We start from the raw sequence: 19,045 nt of genomic DNA, 5'->3' as shown, positions 1-19,045 counted from the left end.
AATGCCAAATCTAAACAATCGAAAGTATTGCGGGCTAAGTCTGCTACGCCTGATTTGGCAGGCGGGCCTGAAATGTGCGCAAGCCCCATCCGCTCTCTTTGGCGGACCTGCGGAAGAAGTACCGCAGTACTTTCATATTGAATGGTTCCCCATCTAAACGGGAAATCGCCCTGACTTTTGACGATGCACCGGATGATCACTTTACGCCATTGGTGCTGGATACTTTAAAAAGAGAGGGTGTGAAGGCTACATTTTTTGTGGTGGGAAACCGGGTCGAAGCTCATCCCGAGATCGTCAAGCGAATGGTTGAGGAAGGTCATCTCCTCGGAAATCATTCTTATAACCACGCCAACCTTCCCAAAATATCGGACGATGAATTTCGCAAGCAAGTGATTAAAACGGACAACCTTATCCGTCAGTATACCGGATATACCCCGAGTATTATTCGCCCGCCGTATGGAAATATCAGAGAAGGGCAAATCCAGTGGTTAGCGAGTCAGGGAAAGAAGATAGTTAATTGGAATGTTGATTCCCTCGATTGGAAGAAGTTGACTCCAGAGCAGGTAGAAACCAATGTACTTGCGCAAATCCAACCAGGAGCGATTATCCTGCTTCACTCCGGCGGTGGAAAAGGGGAGGATTTATCTTGTACGGTTCAAGCTTTGCCCAGGATCATCAAGCAGCTCAGAGACGATGGGGTCAAGCTTGTGACGGTTACAGAGCTATTGAATATGAGCACTCCAACTCAATAGCAGTGCGTAAACAGGTATGCTGAGAATAAATCAGCATACCTTTATTTTTTATTCAACAAGCCCTGATACTTAATCGATGGATTACTGCTAAAGGGCATGTATGTCCCTTGGTATGCAGAAAAGTTGGATGAAACAGAACAAATTCAGATCCAGCAAGCGTAAAATATAAAAGCTAGTAATAAAAGAAGAACCGGGCAGTCATTTATGACTGCTCGATTCTTTAGGTTTGCATGTTTTACCTCAACTGCTCAACCGTTGGTTCACTGCTGTTAACACTACTTGGGCCGCGAACATCACTTAGAATGTTAATACTACTTGGGCCGCGAACATTACTTAGAACGCCAACATCTACTAGAGCCGCCAATGTCACTCGCGATACCAACAACACTTGGGGAGGAATTAAGTGGATTTCATGATTCTAATCCAGCTCTATAGTGGAAGCTAGCCGAAATAGTTGGATATCATGCATCTAGTCCATCCCTTTTGGGCCTATTTCCCTCCAAACTTCATTATTAACTACAGGAAATCCATCTAAATGTATATTCAGTGATAGAGAGGAATATTTAAATACAACAAATCCAGTAAAATTACATAGAACCCTACCATAGCGAGGTTACCCGTACCAAACCGATACTGCACCAGTAACGACTTTTACATAAAACCTATCCATATCGTCGGCGCCCGTACCGTACCAATACCGGCTGGCCGCCCATACAGCTCCCCACTACAATGAGTTGACCCCTTTTTGTATTGTTGCCATTCCATTATCAAAGCACTCCCATAGCACGTACCACTATTGCGCTACCATTGCGCTACCATTGCGCTACCATTGCGCTGCCATAGCATCGCACGCATCCCCATAGCACCGCCACGTACTCCTATGGCATCGCCACGTACTCCTATGGCATCGCCTCGCACTCTCAAAGCACCGTACGCACTCCTGCTGCATCGCCACTCACTCCTATACCGCCAAGCGCTGCCATAGCATCGCACGCCCCCCATAGCATCGCCACTAACTCCCAGAGCATCAGCACGCACTCTCAAAGCATCGCCAATTGTTACCATGACATCGCGACGAACCACCAAAGCATTGAACTCTTACAACGCCTCCCGAATTACGCGCTTGTAATATATTACCGAAAGGATCGCAAAGATCGAATAAAGCTCCGTATACAGCAGCATGACCAGGATCATGGGCGTCCACAGCTCGGTGCCGAACAGGAACCAGCCTGATTTCACGGCAAAATAGCTATGGCTGACCCCAACAACAAGCGGAATGCCGAAGTTGAACAATTGTTTCGCTTGGATACCTCTTAATAAATCTCCTTGGGTGAAGCCGAGCTTCCGGAGTATCGTATAGTTCGGCTTCTCTTCCTCACTTTCATCCATCTGCTTGAAGTACAGAATGCAGCCGGAGGTCATCAGGAAGGTAAGTCCCAGGAAGCCGACCACGAACATGATCAGTCCCATCGTTTGCTGCTGGTTGCGTATGACGGCGATCTGCGATTCATTGGCGCTGCCTTGGCCTAATGCTAACTGTTCAAATATCACGTTAGCCTCGTCCAGCTTGGCCCCATCAGCAATATCAAACCCGATATACGCGGAGGATCTATATTGCATCTCGGGGTCGGCATCCTGCTTCAATCGTTCGAATACGGCTTGATCCACAACGGCTATTGGTAGGCCGCTAGTGAAATGCCACGATACATAGTATTTGCGTTCCACAGCCTGGATTTGCTGGGGGATCACCTCCTGCTGGCCCATGAATTGGATCTCGCCGCTATCTTTTATCGCTAAAAAAGTCTTCATCATATCGTTATATCCCGTAAGCAGCGTCTCCCCTTCGGTCAGATCGAGCCCATTGACCGACGTATCGCTAATGACACTGATGGGAACCACTTTTGCATTAGGGTCGCTATCGTCAAATCCGTTATCCATCACCTGGGAGAAATCCGCTTGCGTCTTAAGCACATCAATGAACGTTTCTTGAAACGGAATACCGCTGGAGGTCAGAGCCTCTTTGAACTTATCCGCATCTTCCTGCACCGTAAACGAGAAATCATTAGGCACGCTGTTCTTTCCCGACCGCTCTGCGGAATAGTAGGAAATATAGCTGAGCGACAACAGGCCGATGGCCAATGCCGATACCGTCGTAATGATGGTCAGCAATAGAGCATTGGATTTCATGCGGAACATGATGGAGGAGAGGGACAGAACCTCGTTGATGTTCAGATAGCCCCCTTTTTGCCTGCGAATTAAATAGAAGATGAACCGCACCGACCCTTTGTAGAACAGATACGTTCCCGCGATCACCGAGCCGAGAATCACTACCATCGCAAGGAACAATTCAGTCATGGCCATAAAGTCTCCACTGAACAGCTTCGTGGAAATATAATAGCCCAGCGCGATTAAGGCTAAGCCGAGGATCCCGAGAATCATCTCCCATGCCGATACCTTCTTCACCTTCTCTTCCGTGGATGACCGTACTCTGAAGAGAGAGAGGATACTCTGCCGCTTCATAAAAGTATAATTCATCAGCATGATCAGCAAATAAATTGCCAGGAACACGATAACCGTTTGAATAACGGCTTGAACAGAGAACCTTAGCGTTGCCCCGGTCTCTACCGCAGTAATTTTAAATAGAATCATAATAATCAGTTTGGAAAAAGAGAACCCGACGAACATCCCGATCAGCAGTGAGCCGAAATAGAGTATGAAGTTCTCCACCGTTAGAATACGGAATATCCGGTTCTTGGTCAGCCCGATCAATTGGAACAAACCGATCTCTTTGCTGCGCCGTTTGATGAACAAATTGTTGGCATACAGCAAGAAGATAGACACAATGGCAACTAACAGAATCGATCCGGCACCGATCGCCGCCCCGCCCTTGATGCTTCCTTTGATCTCATCCATAGCGGGATCATACTGCAGCGTGACGAAAGCGAAGTAGAGCGCTACGCTGAAAATGAGGGCGAAGACATACAGGTAGTAATTTTTGACGTTCTTCTTGAGGTTGCGGAGAATGATGTAGTTAATGCTCAACCTGCACCCCTCCTAGTACCCCTTGCGTCTTCATAATGTCCTTGAAAAAGGCCTGTCTCGTCTCTTCCCCTTTATTTAACTGCGTGTAGATCTGGCCATCCTTGATAAAAATAACCCGGCTGCAATAGCTCGCAGCGACTGGATCATGCGTCACCATCACAATCGTGGCTTGCCGCTTCTTGTTCATTTCGCTTAGCTTGTTCAGCAGATCCGAGGCCGACTTGGAATCCAGAGCCCCCGTAGGCTCATCCGCAAAAATAATGCTCGGCTCGTGGATAAACGCCCGGGCGGCTGAAGTTCGCTGCTTCTGCCCGCCGGAAATTTCATTCGGATACTTATCCTTGATCTCATCAATCCCCAGCTCGGTCGCGACGGCTTGAAACTTTTGGTTAGCTTCTTTCCTGGACACCTTGGAAACCGACAGCGGCAGCAGGATGTTCTCCTTCACGGTGAGCGTATCCAGCAGATTATAATCCTGAAAAATAAACCCCAAATGCCGCTTGCGGAATTCCGCCAGCTCTTTTTCCTTCATGCCCGTCATTTCGTGGCCTTCAATGAGCACAATGCCGCCGCTCACCTGATCGATGGAAGAGAGAACATTCAGCAGCGTTGTCTTCCCGGAGCCTGAGGCTCCCATGATCCCGATGAACTCGCCCTGCTCGATGCTCAGGTCGATCCCTTTTAACACTTCTTGTTTATTGAATTTATTGCCGTAGCTTTTATGAATTTTTGTGGCTTCCAGTATCGCCATTTCTCCACACTCCTTTATTCGGTAGCTCCATTATAAAAGGGACCGCCATCCTCATTCCTTCGTTTCGCCGAACAATTGAACAAGGCATGTGACAATGCTGTCACATGCCTGTGCTTACCGCTGTGCTTACCGCTGTGCTTACCAGTGTGTTCCCCGCTCGTGTTCTCCATTGGTTACCTACTGTGCTCTTCACTGTGTTCTCCACTATTATTCCGCTATGCTGTCTATCTGCTTGTGCTACCCGCCCTGGATTTGAATGAACTCATTTTGCTGCGGGAATATGAGACTTGCCGTCGTGCCGGCTCCTGGCCTGGACTCGACATCTATGCGGATGTGAAGCGAGCGGGCAGCCTTATGGGCTAAGTATAGTCCCATCCCCGTAGCTTTATCCTCATGATGCTTGGTCGTCGAAGTGAAGCCTCTATCGAAAATGCGGGGAAGATCTCGCGGATCAATCCCCCGGCCCTGATCCCGAACCTCCAGAACGGTATGGTCACCGCGGGCATAGCTCTTGACGCTGATGTCTCCCTTTTCGCTGTACTTCACGGCATTGGTCAGCAGCTGGCGGAGGATGAACGCGAGCCACTTAGCATCGCTAAGCACCTCCGCTACTTGCAGATCTACATCGAAACCGATGCCCTTCTGCATGCACCATGAGCGGAGGGTGCGGATTTCCCCGATGAGCAGGGGCTTCAAGTCGAGCTGCTCGACAAACATATCATTTTCCATGGAAGGAATTCGCTTCTGATGCAGCTGCTGATCGAGCAGGAGGTGGATGCGCAGCCACTCGTAGGTCAGCTGCGTCTTCAGTGTCTCATCTTCTATACGCTCCAGCATGAGATGCATCGCAGTAAGCGGCGTCTTCACCTCATGAATCCAGGACAAGAGATAGTCCTTCTCCTCCTCGAGCGCTATGCGGTTATGCGCCGCTTCCTCCTTGAGCCGCTGGGTCTGTTCAAGGAGCAGATCGCGGGTAATTCTCTCGAAGGGGCGCTGCCCTTCCGCTAGGTCGGTGATGTCGAGATGCGGCTCCCATTCCTCCAGATTTTTATAGAACCGGGTTTCTTTATGATACCGGGCGACGAGGAAGATCACGAAGATCATCGTCGATAGAAAAACGATGTAGAGCAGCGAATCCATCGGGATTTCCGCATCCAGGTAGGCCACGGATAAGGTGAGCAGCTGCAGCACGATGACGAGCAGAATCCAGCTGCGGCGTTCGGTCAGGAATTTTCTAATCATGGCCGGCACCTTCCTCAATGGCCATATAGCCTTGTCCGACCTTCGTCTCGATCATACGGTCCAGACCTAGCTCCTCCAGCTTCTTGCGCAGCCGGTTCACGTTAACCGTCAGCGTATTGTCGCTGATAAAACGCTCGTCATCCCAAAGGCTCTTGATCAGCTCCTCCCGGGTGACGATTTTGTTCTTCCTCTCAATGAGGAGCTTTAGGATGTAAATTTCATTCTTGGTCAGCTCGACCGTGCCCTCGGCATTCGTCACGGTGTTCTTCTCATAATCGACGGCAGCCCCGCACCAGGTGCGGAGCGAGACCACCTCGGTATTATAATCATATACACGCCGCAGCGTCGCCTGGATTTTCGCCACGAGCACCTCGAAGTGAAAAGGCTTCTGAATGAAATCGTCCGCCCCCAGCTGCATGGACATGACCATGTCCGTCGGGTGGTCGCGCGAGGATAGGAAGATGATCGGCACATTGGAGTGAGTACGGATCATCCGGCACCAATGAAAGCCGTCAAACTTGGGAAGCTGTATATCAATAATCACGAGATCGGGCTTCACGGCCGTGAATTTTTGCATAACGCTGCTGAAATCCTCGACCCCATATACGTCATAGGACCATTGCTGCAGCCGCTCCCGAATCTCGCCGAACAGGCTGGCATCGTCTTCAATCAGCATAATTTTGAACATGGCGGCACCACCATTAGTTAATCTATAACTGCTTATTATACTGCAACTGCTTGATCTGTTGCTCCTTATTTCATCTTTACATGAAAAATGGAGGTTGTAAATCTCTTGCTGCCAGCTGCTGTGGTTATGCCCGCATTCACATAGAGAAGGAGCAGCTCAGGTTGGGCTGCTCCTCGAGAAGGATTGGCGCTGTTCGGCGGGATTTGGCACTGGGGAAATCTCCAGTGTTTAACATGGGGCTGCAGGCAGTACCCGCAGCTGTTTAGCTGCGTCCTCCTGTTAAAACACCCTGCGCGCCGTTACGAACCGCTTCTTCCATTGGCCGTCGAATTCGCCGATATGAACGCCGAGCTTCTTCGAATACGTATGCAGAATTTGGTTGTTGCCGGCATAGATGCCGACATGGCCAATTTCCAGACCCCGTGCGCTGAAGAACAGCAGGTCTCCGGTGCGCAGCTCGTCCACTCCGACTTCCCGGCCTTCCTTCGCTTGATTATAAGACACTCGGGGAAGCTCGATGCCCAGTGTATCCTGGAAGACGCGCTTCACAAAAGAAGAGCAGTCGAAAGTGTCTGTCTGGCCGGGAGAAGCGCCGAACTCATACGGCGTGCCCCAATACTGCTTGCCATAAGCAATCAACGCCTCTCCTTGCCGTTCAATGAGCGAAGGACTTGTATAATCGGTATATTTCGGCTTGGCCGAGATGTATCCTTGCTTCTGATCCCGGGTTCGGACCTCCAGCCAGAGCGCATCGGCCTCGCGGAGGACATGAACCTTATCGCCTGCTGGGAGCAGCACTCCCGTTGCAGAGCCGTCAGCCGTGTCGGGCCGGCTGCGCAGATTGACGCCCCAGAGAATCGTCGTCTCATAGTTCACTGGGGAGGAGACATGGATCGTGCGCGTGTCCGGTGACCATTTGACGCTGCTGCCGAGCGTCTCGCTGACGAACCGCAGGGGCACTAGGGCATAGCCGTCCGCAATCCGGCCGGGAACGGATAGGCTTACCGGCCGTCCATTGAGATCGGCAGAGGCTTCTCCGATCCGGTAGGTAAGTGTCAGATCATCCTTGGTTGCGGTAAGGGTCTTGCTGGCATGGTTCCAGGCCAGCTTTGCGCCTTGAGCTTCGAACAGCCCGCGCATTGGGACGAGCACGGTGCCGTTCACTATGACCGGCTCTGTTTCAGGCTCAAGCTGGCGGTCGTCCAGGTAAATCGTAATTGGTTTAGATTTGGCTTGTTCCTGGGACTGAATATGCTTCTGCGTTTGAAGTACGGTTTGAGAACGGGCATCCGTTACACCCGCTTCTGCCTGCGCCGGGGCGGCATACAGCAGGGAGGCTGCAAGCACGAGCAGCAGCAGGCTCTGATTATTTGTCATCTGTCCATCACCTTGTTGTTTGAAATATTCATATAGTTGGACGAGGACAAAAAGGATTAGTTGTGATCCAAATATTGGCGAGGGGCAGAAGTTTTCATAAATAGATAGAAGGTAATAAAAGCGTAGACACTTTTCGGATGGTTTTTATTTTTGACGGATTGTAATATAAATTACGACAACTATAATCAGTTAATCTTATTTATAGAATTGTAACGTACCCAATTTTCAATTTCACTAATTAAAAACAAATGTTTTCCTCCGGGCAACTCCATATAAGGAAATAATGTATAAGTATCATAAATACCCTCGCCAAATTGCTCTCTCTTCTTCTTATCTAGATCAATAAGAGTATTCAATTCTTCTGCTGTGATTCCAAGATATTCAGCAATCTCACTATCTGAAAATATAGTCTTATTTTCATTAATTTTTTCAATAGATTTATTTGGATCAATATTTTTGGAAATCAAATAACAACCAGTTATAAAGGAAACAGAAATAATAATACTACTAATAACATTGGAGAATTTACCCATTTTCACATATCTCCTTTTTATTAAAAATTAGTAAATAAGTAGGAAGGGGAAAATAGGGTTATGGGGAATTATATTAATAGTATAACAAAAATATCCTTCGAAAAATGGAGTAATTAAACTGAAAAAGAAACGCTTGTTGTCAATTACGTTGTCCTGCTTGCTAATGATTCTTTCTATTTCAGCAGTATCAGCAGAAGGCTTCAACTCCTCTGTTCAATCGCAGGAAATTGTTGTCGCTACCCCTAATGGTGTTCAAAATGCTAAAATTGAATTTATTGATAAGACAAAGATTAATAATGGTTGGAAAATAAGTCCTTATGGTGGAGATAGACGCGTATATAGGCACTCTTATTCGCAAATAGCAAAAAACACTATCACAGCCTACAATGCCGGTCCCCGAGAGAAAGACGTTTTTTTGCTTAGCGTTTCTAAAGGACAAGAAAAAGCAATCTCCAGCACGAAGAAAGTAACAGGATCTGTCCAATTTTCAACAAATGTTGGTGTAGAAATAAAATCTTTGATTAATATGGCTATAACCAGTAATACTGCAGGAAGCTTTTCTCATGAATGGTCGCAATCAGTTAAATATCAAGGTCCCGATGGAAATTATACTACTAGGGACTATTATGGTGCAGTAAACTATGACCAATACAGTACTATTGTAAAAACATATGATGTTTATGATGAATACTTGGGTACTGTCAAAGTTGAGACTTCACATGAATTAGTTTCAACACAAACTATTAATGGAACTAAAGCGCCAAAAGCTGTAGAGTATTATAGAGACTTTAATAATTAAGTGTTGTAATTAACAAGACTGTCCAAAAAAATATTTCTTTGGTGTTAGTTAAGTGAAGAGTTTTGGAACTAAAGCCCCCCAAGCGTACACTCGGTAAGTCTGGGGGGCATTATAATTTCATCTTGGTCGCAGGAAGCTTAAATTGTTTAATAAGTTTATACATACATGATTCTGATATTATCCAAATATTGGCGGCGCTAATCATAAAAAGACCAAAACCAGCCCCTGTAAATGGTTAGGGGTGGTTTTGGCTGACATGCTAATATAGCTTCGGAAGCTTATCCAGGGTGATGGCATAGTCGCTGTGATAAGCGCTGTATAGCTCCGCTTTGGTGGTGAACTTTTCCGTTTTGCCAAAATCATTGGACCAGGTCATAAACCACAGCCAGGGTATTCGCGATTCGGACAAACTTTGAATGCACGGAATCGGGCCAATTTCCCCGAGAGCGGCAAGCTTCGGAGTAGGCGTGATGCGAATCAGCTCCTCGTACTCCTGGCGCAAATCCGTATGCTGGTGGGCTGGCGGATATAAATCCCTGGAGATGATATCAGCGACATCGTCCCCGACATAGCCTTCAGGGGTTGGTGAGTTCCACACCCAGATCAAATTCGTCAAATCGTGGTGCTTCGTATATCTATCGTACATGATGCGGTATAATTCCTTCGCTACTACTGGACCCTTGCTGCCCCACCAGAACCAGGTTCCTTCCGCTTCATGAAAGGGCCGCCACAAGATCGGGATCCGCTTGTCGCGGAATTCCCGTAAAATTTCGGCCATGTCATCCATATCGGACAGCAGGGCCTCGTGTTCTGCGGTGCCTTCCACAGCCGCCTTCGCTGCATCAAAATCGGTATGCTCTGTATAGAAGCTCTTATCCCGGCCGCCAAGCGGAGAGAACCAATGCCATGTGAAAGTAATCAGGCCTTTCTCCTTTTCGGCCCATTCCCAGGCTTTTTGCAGCGTATCCTTGTTTTCCGTGACTTCCAGCAGGCATTCCTCACTGCTGTCTTTATAATTAATATTGGGAGAATAGCCGAGAAGCTCGAAGCCGCAGAGCGCAGGAAGCTTTCCCGTCACTTCACGGATATAGTGAAGCTCGTCCTGTGCTATGGTCTGGGTGTGCTGACCCGTAATAATGCCTTTTCCTCTAATTTCGCTTAAATAATTCAGAACAGCCCTTACTTCAGGGGAAGCTTTCGGATTGCAAGGGGCTGTATTCATCGTATGCATTGTATCCTACCTTTCCTTTATGACTATTCACCGCTCCAAAGCTTAACACGGTCCTTGACGTATTGGCCGTAAGCCTCTTCCATCTCTTCTACGCCCGCTTTTTCCAGCTCCGCCATATAGTCATCCCAGATTTTATCGAACTGATCCGGATGGGCCATAATTGCCTCTGGAATGCGTTTCCAGGTGATATCCTTCATTTTTTGCATCAGGATTGTAGCTTTGCTGTCGCTAGGCAGAACGATATTGTATACCGCGCCGGCTTTTCTTTCCGGGAACTCCTCCTCTTTCGGGAACAGGTCTCTCCAAGTCTCGACGTTATAAGCCTTCAGCGCTTCCTTCTCAGGCTCACTGTAAGTAGCCTCCAGCATTTCTCTGTTGTTCTTGGTAAAATAGTTGCCCGTCGAGTCTTTGATTCCGTCACCGTAATGAACCGTAAGATTCCAGTACAAACCAAGCCCCGACTCCTTCAGATAAGCATTGCCTTCCTTGTCCATCTTGTCTTGAGTTTCTTTCGGTACAACTCTCTTGCCGTCTTGAACAATATAATCTATGCCTTCGACGCCCCAGTTGATCAGAATTTGACCCTCTTCGGAGGCCAGATAGTCGAGGAACTTTATAGCCGCAACTGGGTCTTTGCAGTCTGCCGAGATGGCTATGCCGTAGCCTCCGTCAAAGCCTGCCGGCCAGAAGCTGGTATCCTTATACTCCTTGGACATGGTAACCGGATAATGCCCGTAGGTCTGATCGAATTTACCTTCGGCTCTTAGAGCATTCTGTGCCTCGCCATAGTCCCATGCAGGATCGATCAGACCGAGCACTCGGCCGGAAGCGACCTTAGCTTTGAATTGATCCGTCTTTTGCACGAAGCTTTCCTTGTCCAGCAGCCCGATGGAGTTCATATGGTTCAGCCAGCGGAAATACTCCCGTTCCTCCGGACGGCGGAAGTGGTAGGTCACATCAAATGTTTCCTGGTCAACATAATACTCGCCGTCATCTGGCGCACCTGTCGTAAAGAAGCCCATATTCGTCACTTGATACATATGCCAGTCATCGGCGTTAAGCGTAAGCCCGATATTCGGATTGCCGTTCTCATCCGTTGGATGCTTCTCAAGGTACTCCTTGATCACCTTCTCAAAGTCTTGAACTGTTCGGATCTCAGGATATCCGGCCTCCTTTACAACACGGTGCTGCAGCTGGAAGCCATAATCGGGTTTAAGCTTACGCTCGTCAATTGCAGACCAGGTTGGAATCGTGTAAATGGCTTGGTCCTCCAAGCTGTATTTGGTACGTACAATTTTATCGCCTAGCATTTTCTTGATGTTCGGAGCATGCTCCTCAATCAGGTCTGTCAGATCGAGGATCGCACCCACATCAACCAGTTTGCCGATATCCGCCTTGGCTGCGATAAGGTCAGGAACTTCTCCGGTTGCCGCCATGATGGCTATCTTTTGCGTAGGATCCCCTACGGCGTATTCGGCATCCAATACAACGCCTGTTTTTTCAGTAATAATCTTCCCTATTCGATCCTGCATGTTGTTCCAGTTGGCGCTAGGGTCCTGGGAAAAATAGGTGAGCGTAATAGGAGATGTACTGTTGCCAGTTGGATTTGATGCATTAGAAGATTTTTTTCCGTCTGCGGAGCCGCCGCTGCAGCCGATAAGCTGACCTAGCAGAAGAACTGACGTTAAGACTGAAAACGTAGTTTTCTTGAACTTAGTCTTCATAATATTTAAACGCTCCTTTATTCAAATTGATGTCCAAAACAAATTTATCAAATACGATGCATGCGCCACAGTATTGCCTTGCAGATTCCAGTTTACCGCATCAGCTTTTTACAGCGCCAAGCGTCATCCCTTTGACAAAGTATTTCTGCAAGAACGGGTAGACGACCAGAATCGGAACGGTAGCAACGATGGTAATCGCCATTTTGACGGAATCCGGGGACACTTGTGCCATCAGTTCAGTCATATTCCCCCCGCGCATGTTGTTGGCATTCGTCGTAGTGCTTTGCAACACTTTCATTAACTCATACTGCAGCGTAGTCAATGCGTCATTGGATCCATTATACAGATAGGTATCAAACCAAGAGTTCCATTGCCCGACAGCGAGGAACAGCGCAACTGTAGCAAGCGCAGGTTTGCATAGCGGAAGAATGATGCGCCAGTAAATCGTAAAGTCGTTTGCCCCGTCAATCTTGGCTGACTCTTGAAGGGCAAAAGGGAGGCCATCGATAAAAGAACGAATGACGAAGATATTAAAGGCACTCACAAGTCCAGGTAAAATATAGACTGCAAATGTATTAATCATATCCAGGTTCTTGATCAGGATAAATCCAGGAATCAAGCCGCCGGATACATACATGGTAATAGCAAGGAACGTGGAGATGAATTTTCTTCCTTGAAAATCTGTCCGAGCCAAGGTGTAAGCGACCATAGAGCCACTAACAAGGCCCGCCACTGTGCCAGCAAGTGTACGGTACACCGAAATTTTGAATCCAGTGAGCAAGCTGCTGTAGCTGAAAATTTGTTTGTAATTTTCCAGAGTGAATTTTCTTGGGTAAATCGTCACGCCGCCTCGAACCGTATCGACAGAATCATTGAATGAAATGGCTAGTACGTTTAGGAATGGATATAGAGTAACAATAGTAATGATTCCAATGAGCAAATATACGATTGTATCAAAAATCCAGTCCTGGAGAGATCGGGAGGCTGCTCTCGACCTTTTTGTCCTGAGGGTGGATGCCGAATCGGCTGCGCCCATGCCTGAAGCCCCTCCTTTATAAGATGCTTATAAGTTTACATGATACTTTCATTAGCGAATTTCTTGAACATTCCGTTCGCCACAAACAATAGGATCAAACTGATCATCGAATTAAAAATATTAATTGCAGTACCGAAGGAATATCTGCCCATAGACAAGCCGTAATTCAAAGCGTACAGATCCAACACCTCGGAATAGTCCTTGACCATATGGTTGCCGAGCAGGAACTGCTTCTCAAAGCCGATCCCGACGAGATGGCCGATGGACATAATCAATAGCACAATAATCGTCGATCGAATACCCGGGAGCGTAATATGCCATATTTGCTTCAGGCGGCTGGCCCCGTCAACCCTGGCGGCTTCATACAGCTCAGGCCCGATCCCTGAAATGGCTGCCAGATAGATAATGGCGTTCCAGCCTGTCTCTTTCCAGACATCGGCTACTGTTACCAGCCCCCAAAACAGGTGGCCCTTCGACATAAACTGAATCGGTTCATCAATAAGATTCAGACTCATTAGCACAGCATTTACAGCACCGCCATCCGTCGACAGCATCTTGGTAACGATCCCCGCCGCAACTACCCAAGATACAAAGTGCGGCAGATAGGAAACCGTCTGTACAAACCGCTTCATAGCCTGAACTCGTACCTCATTTAGCAATAATGCAAACAGCACTGGAAATACAAAACCTGCCACGAGCCCCATTACACTCATTGCCAGTGTATTTCTGAGCACCAAATAGAAGTGGTCATCACGGAACAGCATTTGGAAATGCTCCAGCCCGACCCATTTTTGTTCAAAAAAGCTCTTGCCTGGCTTGTAGTTTTGAAAAGCCATCGTCCAGCCCCAAAGCGGTAAATATTGAAACACGAAAACCCAGATTACAAAAGGAATGGACATTAGATAAAGGTATTTCTGATTTTTGAACACCTTCCACCTTTGCGGCTTATGATTCAGTCCGCTGCCGGTTCGGTTTTTCAGTGTTATCGCTTTCATCTCTCCGTTTCCCCCCTCTCTTTCCTTAAGCATAAAGTATCGAGAGGCTTGGAGACATATCGCAGATTTCGTATAATTTCATTCTAAAATCTAAGATGATTTCTGAAACAATCATTCGTTTTCAGGATGCGTGAATACATTCTACTGACAGCCAATCCGGTTCTGGACATGAATAAAGGATGACTGCAAAGCAGCAGCTTTGAGACATCCTTATTCACGATCCCATTTGACTTCAGTTTTTAGCTCTATTTATTTCTGGCCTTTGGCCGTGTGTTCAATGAACTACACTTAACTTAAACCAAGTACTGGCGTAGTCGCCAGTAAGATGGGGAACAATCAGGCCTGCCTGCATCAAACGGTCGCCGCCGTAAATACCGATCTTGCCGTCCGTTGTTGTAACTGTGTAGGCAAGAGACCGGTCAAGCCCCTTAAGCCGCAGAATCCCAGATGCAGGGTTTGGTTTGGCAAGCACGCGGAAGAAGAATACGAGCGCCTCGGTTTTATCCTCTGACACAAACATCCAGGATGTCTCCTCCCCGTCAAACGGGCTTTTGAGCCGATAGAGATCACCCTGCTGCACAAGAGAGCGTATCTCCTTATACATGGCAATATGCTCCTTAACTTGGTCCTTCTCCGCTTCACTGAATTTCGTCAGGTCAAGCTCGTAGCCAAAATTTCCGGACATGGCTACCTCACCACGCATTTTGAGCGGTGTTTCCCGGCCGACCTGATGATTGGGCACCGCAGATACGTGAGCCCCGATGGTGCTTACCGGATAAATCAGACTGGTTCCGTATTGAATTTTTAATCGCTCCACAGCATCGGTATTATCGCTTGTCCAGACCTGCGGCATGTAGTAGAGCATCCCTGGATCGAAGCGTCCGCCACCGCTGGCACAGCCTTCAAACAAAATTTCTGGAAACGCTGAAGTTAACCTTTCCAGCAGCTCATAAAGTCCAAGCACATAACGATGCGCGATCTCCTGTTGATGCTCCGGGGAAGCTGTGGCCGAGCCGATCTCGGTCAGTGCGCGGTTCATATCCCATTTGACGTAAGCAATAGGAACGTCTGTGAAAATACGGGCTAGTGCATGGTACAGATAATCACGAACCTCCGGCCGCGAAAGATCCAACACGTGCTGCCAGCGCGCTTCTGAGCGGCGCCGGCCGGCCACGTGCAGACACCAGTCAGGATGAGCACGATATAGGTCACTGTCTGGTGAAATCATCTCCGGCTCAAACCACAGACCGAACTTCAGCCCGTGCCGGTTAATCCTTTCCGCCAAATCACGAAGCCCGTTCGGCAGCTTGCGGCGATCCTCGACCCAGTCGCCAAGGGAGCTGTTGTCGCTGTCTCTTCTGCCGAACCAGCCATCATCAAGCACGAACAGCTCGATCCCCAGCTCGGCTCCTGTCTTAGCGATCGTCTCAATTTTGTCCGCATTAAAGTTAAAATAGGTCGCTTCCCAATTGTTGATGAGTATCGGACGTTCCTGATCCCGATGAACTCCGCGGCAGAGACGTTTCCGGTACAGACGATGGTAACTTCTCGACATGCCTCCGAGCCCTTCAGCGGAATAAACTAATACAGCCTCAGGCGTCTGAAAGGACTCCCCTGGCTGAAGCGTCCAGGCAAAATCGAATGGATTCAATCCAATCGCCATTCGTACGAGACCGAAGCCATCGACTTCCGCCTCGGCGTGAAAGTTGCCGCTGTACACCAGATTCATGGCATAAACCTCGCCATAGTTCTCATCTGTCCCAGGGCTGATTACAGCTGCAAACGGGTTGTGCTGGTGGCTGCTCATTCCTCGCCGGCTGCCCAGGTTGGTTCCCCCAGGGCCGAGCGGCCTGCGCTGAATATGGGCCTCCCGTGCCCAATGACCGGAGAGATACAGCAGCTCATGATCCCCTTTGCCATATAAATCAACGTTTGCACTCAAGGCACGCAACAGTCTCAGCTTTCCATTGCCCTTGTTTATAAAGCGAGCCGATCGTGTAATCGCACCGCCTGTAAAAATGCTGTAGCTTAACAAGACGATCATCCCGGTGTATGCATCCTCGAGCTCCAATTCGAGTGTATCTGCCTCGTCATCTGACTCTGTGTATACATACGGCAAACCTTCCAGAGCCGGTTTTCCAGCTGAAGCCGTGTAACTTTTATAACGAAGCTCTGTGATCCGGCTGCCATCCTCAAGCTGCACCTGATAAGCAGGCGAGCGGAAGTCACCTGACCCATATTGCGGATACTCCTGAGGCATTGTATCTAGAAATGCATTGTTGGCAGCAGGCACAAGCCCCTCCAAATCAGTCTCTGCTTGAAGCTGCTGCCCCCAGTAAGTATGCACGGGATAGCCGTCTATGATTTGAATAACATAGCTGGTGTGATCTGATTGCAAATGAAAGATTTGCTTTGACTCGTCTATATAAATGGCCAAGATATATTCACTCCATTATTAGATTATTTCGCATTTAAAAGAAGATCGCTAACCATTTGGAATTAGGTAAACGGTCAGCTGATCTTCTTTTGAATTGTTGATGATCAGGAATTCATGAGGTTTAAATAAGCCAGTAGACGCTTGAGTATGACGACAGCTTGCGCACGATCCACCATTTCCTCGGGTACAAACTGGTCTGGGGATACTCCATGAATAAGTCCTGAGGCTGATGCTATATTTACACTGTCTGCTGCCCATGCACTGACCGTGGAACTATCGGTGAACCTTGCCAGAGAGCGGTCTGCCCCAGCTGGGTTTTGCCCTGCAAAGGCCATCGTACGAACGATCACCACCGCCATTTGCTCACGTGTAACCGGAGCATTCGGCTGGAAAGCACCCTCAGCAGAGCCTTCCATGATCCCCGCTTCACTTACAGCTTCAATAGCACTTGCGTACCAGCTCGTCTTCGCTACATCAGAGAATTTGCCCGTTGCCGGTTGTTGATCAAGACCAATCGCTCTAGCCACAAGGGCAGCGACTTCGGCACGCGTAATTGAACGATCCGGTGCAAACTGTCCGTTGCCAATCCCGTTAACGATCAGTTTGTTCAGCATTAGCTCAATGTCGTCCTTAGCCCAATGGCCTTCGAGATCAGTGAAGCTATTTTTTGGCTCCATGCCGGTAGTATAGCCGCCCTTCGAATGGCTTTCCTGCCCATTAGCTCTGGTCATTCCTGCCGATTCGCCATTCTCAGCCTCAAACTCAGGATTGGCGTACAGGTCTGCCGGGAGCTCATCGAGCGTGATGACGTAATCGTGATGGTATACCTTTTTCAAATGTTCCATGGTATTGGTTTTACCATCCCTGATGTAATCGCCGGTCCAGGTACTAAAGAAGCTCCATTCGGCACCGTACGCCTGAAGAGCATCCGGGTCCGGAATAGGGCCATTCTCAGCGAGTGCAGCCATCTTCTTGCCGTTCACCAAGGACACAAGCCCCTCATACTTTGCGATGCTCGGATTGTAATCCTCTGCAGGGTTGTAGATATCCACGCTTACTATATCCACGACATCATCACCCGGATACCAATCCTTCTTCTCGGAGTTCCATATCCAAATGAGATTATTCAAATTGTGATCATGGGTTAACCGATCATACATCAATCTGTATAGCTGCTTCGCCGGCTCAGGTCCCTTGGCTCCCCACCAAAACCAGCCGCCTTCGGCCTCGTGAAGCGGTCTCCATAACACAGGCACGTTCGCATCCTGCAGCCGCTTCAATTGAACAGCGATGGCGTCAATGTCCCGGATCAGAAGCTGGTAATCCTCCGAATCCAGATGGTTAAGTGCAAATTCTACATCGAAGGTCGTAAACTCGGTGTAGAAGCCCCGCCACCATTCGTGCCCAGGCTCATTGCCGCCGATTCCCTTTGGCGCATTCCAGTGCCAGCATAAAGACACTATACCACCGCGTTTGTACCACTCTATCATCTTTTCCACCTCTGTCGAGGAGGCCCCATTTTCGATGCGGGATGGAGAATAATCCATCAAGTCAGTAGAGAATATTGCTGGATATTTGCCCGTCTGCTGCTTAATCCACTCTATATCTTCAATCGTCTGCTGCCCAGAGATAATTTTCTGTCCATACTGGCTGAGCAAGTAGTCCATCAGCGCTCTGGCCTCAGGTGTCGCCTCGGGATTGTTCAGTGCGCCAGTCATGGGGCCATCCTCTGCTGCAAGCTTGTTGCTGGATGAGGCTGCACCAGCTGGCTCGAGCTTAATATGCTCAATGCCGTAGTAACCCCACCCGCGCATAATTTTGATGGTATTGCTGCCCGCGTTCAGCAGCACTTTACTGACCATTTTCTCAGCGCGAACCGTACCTGCCGCAGGTTCATCCAGTGTCAGCTCTCCGGTGCCTGCGCCATTGATCTCGATACTGGTCACTTTGTCCCCATAGCCTTCAGGAAGGTAGTAGCCTAAACTCAGCTTATACAGCCCTGCTTCAGCAACATCTACAGTAAACGTTGCACTGCCGACGGGTTCTGCAGCGTTTGCATCCTCGTCGAAAAAGTAAGAGATATACCCTTTGCCGTCATATAAAGTATCCTCGTTTTCCTTGACAGAGCCGCGCTTCTCAATACCATAGCCTGTCAGTACAGCATCAGCGAAAGTAACTGTTATGCCGTTTGTCGGACTGGCAGATGGCGCCTCTTTAACGACAGTATCCGGCAGGGCTGAAGAAGCATCGGCAATTGGAGCAGCTGAACCATACGTTCCCGCCAAAATAACAAAGCAAAACAAAAAAATAGAAAATCTTCTCTTTCTTTGTTCAGCCGCCACCAAAAGGTTTGACATCGCTTTCATTTTTTCTGCGTTCCCCCTCTCGTGCTTAAAACTATAAAGCATACGGGGATGTGGAGATATATCACTAATTTC

At 48.4% G+C, this 19,045-nt stretch carries 14 protein-coding genes; 2 read left to right on the top strand and 12 right to left on the bottom strand.

Going from position 1 to position 19,045, the window contains the following annotated elements:
- Window positions 1-74: 74 nt before the first annotated feature.
- Entirely contained in the window at window positions 75-752 is a 678-nt protein-coding gene (locus tag BN2762_RS07085) for a polysaccharide deacetylase family protein (RefSeq protein WP_055106311.1), read from the top strand.
- A gap of 1,098 nt (window positions 753-1,850) precedes the next feature.
- On the opposite strand, the gene BN2762_RS07075 is transcribed toward BN2762_RS07085, so the two are convergent.
- From BN2762_RS07075 to BN2762_RS07050, 6 genes are all read right to left on the bottom strand, one after another.
- Window positions 1,851-3,794 carry an FtsX-like permease family protein gene (locus BN2762_RS07075; protein ID WP_055106309.1) on the bottom strand — a complete coding sequence of 648 codons (1,944 nt, stop codon included), beginning with the start codon at window positions 3,792-3,794 and terminating at the stop codon, window positions 1,851-1,853.
- Window positions 3,784-4,545: an ABC transporter ATP-binding protein gene (locus BN2762_RS07070; protein ID WP_055106308.1), complete on the bottom strand. Its 762-nt coding sequence runs from the start codon at window positions 4,543-4,545 to the stop codon at window positions 3,784-3,786. The genes BN2762_RS07075 and BN2762_RS07070 overlap by 11 nt, the downstream gene beginning before the upstream one ends.
- 237 nt (window positions 4,546-4,782) lie before the next feature.
- A complete protein-coding gene (locus BN2762_RS07065) occupies window positions 4,783-5,787 on the bottom strand; it encodes a sensor histidine kinase (protein WP_055106307.1) in 1,005 nt (334 codons plus the stop codon).
- The gene (locus BN2762_RS07060; protein WP_055106306.1) at window positions 5,780-6,475 is read right to left on the bottom strand and encodes a response regulator transcription factor; all 696 of its coding nucleotides are present in this window, start codon (window positions 6,473-6,475) and stop codon (window positions 5,780-5,782) included. Before BN2762_RS07060 ends, BN2762_RS07065 begins: the two co-directional genes overlap by 8 nt.
- A gap of 279 nt (window positions 6,476-6,754) precedes the next feature.
- Window positions 6,755-7,852: a stalk domain-containing protein gene (locus BN2762_RS07055; protein WP_055106305.1), complete on the bottom strand. Its 1,098-nt coding sequence runs from the start codon at window positions 7,850-7,852 to the stop codon at window positions 6,755-6,757.
- A gap of 185 nt (window positions 7,853-8,037) precedes the next feature.
- Window positions 8,038-8,385 (bottom strand): hypothetical protein, encoded by a 348-nt coding sequence (locus BN2762_RS07050; RefSeq protein ID WP_055106304.1) that lies wholly within the window; start codon window positions 8,383-8,385, stop codon window positions 8,038-8,040.
- A 163-nt stretch (window positions 8,386-8,548) separates the two neighbouring features.
- On the opposite strand from BN2762_RS07050, the gene BN2762_RS07045 reads away from it, so the two are divergent.
- On the top strand, window positions 8,549-9,184 hold the full coding sequence (locus BN2762_RS07045) for a hypothetical protein (RefSeq protein WP_055106303.1): 636 nt from the start codon (window positions 8,549-8,551) through the stop codon (window positions 9,182-9,184).
- A gap of 259 nt (window positions 9,185-9,443) precedes the next feature.
- On the opposite strand, the gene BN2762_RS07040 is transcribed toward BN2762_RS07045, so the two are convergent.
- From BN2762_RS07040 to BN2762_RS07015, 6 genes are all read right to left on the bottom strand, one after another.
- Window positions 9,444-10,406 carry a glycosyl hydrolase gene (locus BN2762_RS07040; protein WP_187386486.1) on the bottom strand — a complete coding sequence of 321 codons (963 nt, stop codon included), beginning with the start codon at window positions 10,404-10,406 and terminating at the stop codon, window positions 9,444-9,446.
- Window positions 10,407-10,438: 32 nt separating this feature from the next.
- A complete protein-coding gene (locus tag BN2762_RS07035; RefSeq protein ID WP_055106301.1) occupies window positions 10,439-12,139 on the bottom strand; it encodes an ABC transporter substrate-binding protein in 1,701 nt (566 codons plus the stop codon).
- 100 nt (window positions 12,140-12,239) lie between these two features.
- The gene (locus tag BN2762_RS07030; protein ID WP_055106300.1) at window positions 12,240-13,175 is read right to left on the bottom strand and encodes a carbohydrate ABC transporter permease; all 936 of its coding nucleotides are present in this window, start codon (window positions 13,173-13,175) and stop codon (window positions 12,240-12,242) included.
- Window positions 13,176-13,210: 35 nt separating this feature from the next.
- Window positions 13,211-14,170, bottom strand: a complete 960-nt coding sequence (locus BN2762_RS07025; RefSeq protein ID WP_055106299.1) for an ABC transporter permease — start codon at window positions 14,168-14,170, stop codon at window positions 13,211-13,213.
- A 274-nt stretch (window positions 14,171-14,444) separates the two neighbouring features.
- Window positions 14,445-16,607, bottom strand: a complete 2,163-nt coding sequence (locus tag BN2762_RS07020; RefSeq protein ID WP_055106298.1) for an alpha-galactosidase — start codon at window positions 16,605-16,607, stop codon at window positions 14,445-14,447.
- 104 nt (window positions 16,608-16,711) lie between these two features.
- Window positions 16,712-18,973: a glycosyl hydrolase gene (locus BN2762_RS07015; RefSeq protein WP_074048582.1), complete on the bottom strand. Its 2,262-nt coding sequence runs from the start codon at window positions 18,971-18,973 to the stop codon at window positions 16,712-16,714.
- Window positions 18,974-19,045 lie beyond the last annotated feature (72 nt).

The sequence above is a fragment of the Paenibacillus ihumii genome (genome assembly GCF_001403875.1).
GTDB classification, from domain to species: Bacteria; Bacillota; Bacilli; order Paenibacillales; family Paenibacillaceae; genus Fontibacillus; species Fontibacillus ihumii.
Note: the sequence above shows the minus strand (reverse complement) of the source record. Positions and strands in the feature narration are given on the sequence as shown.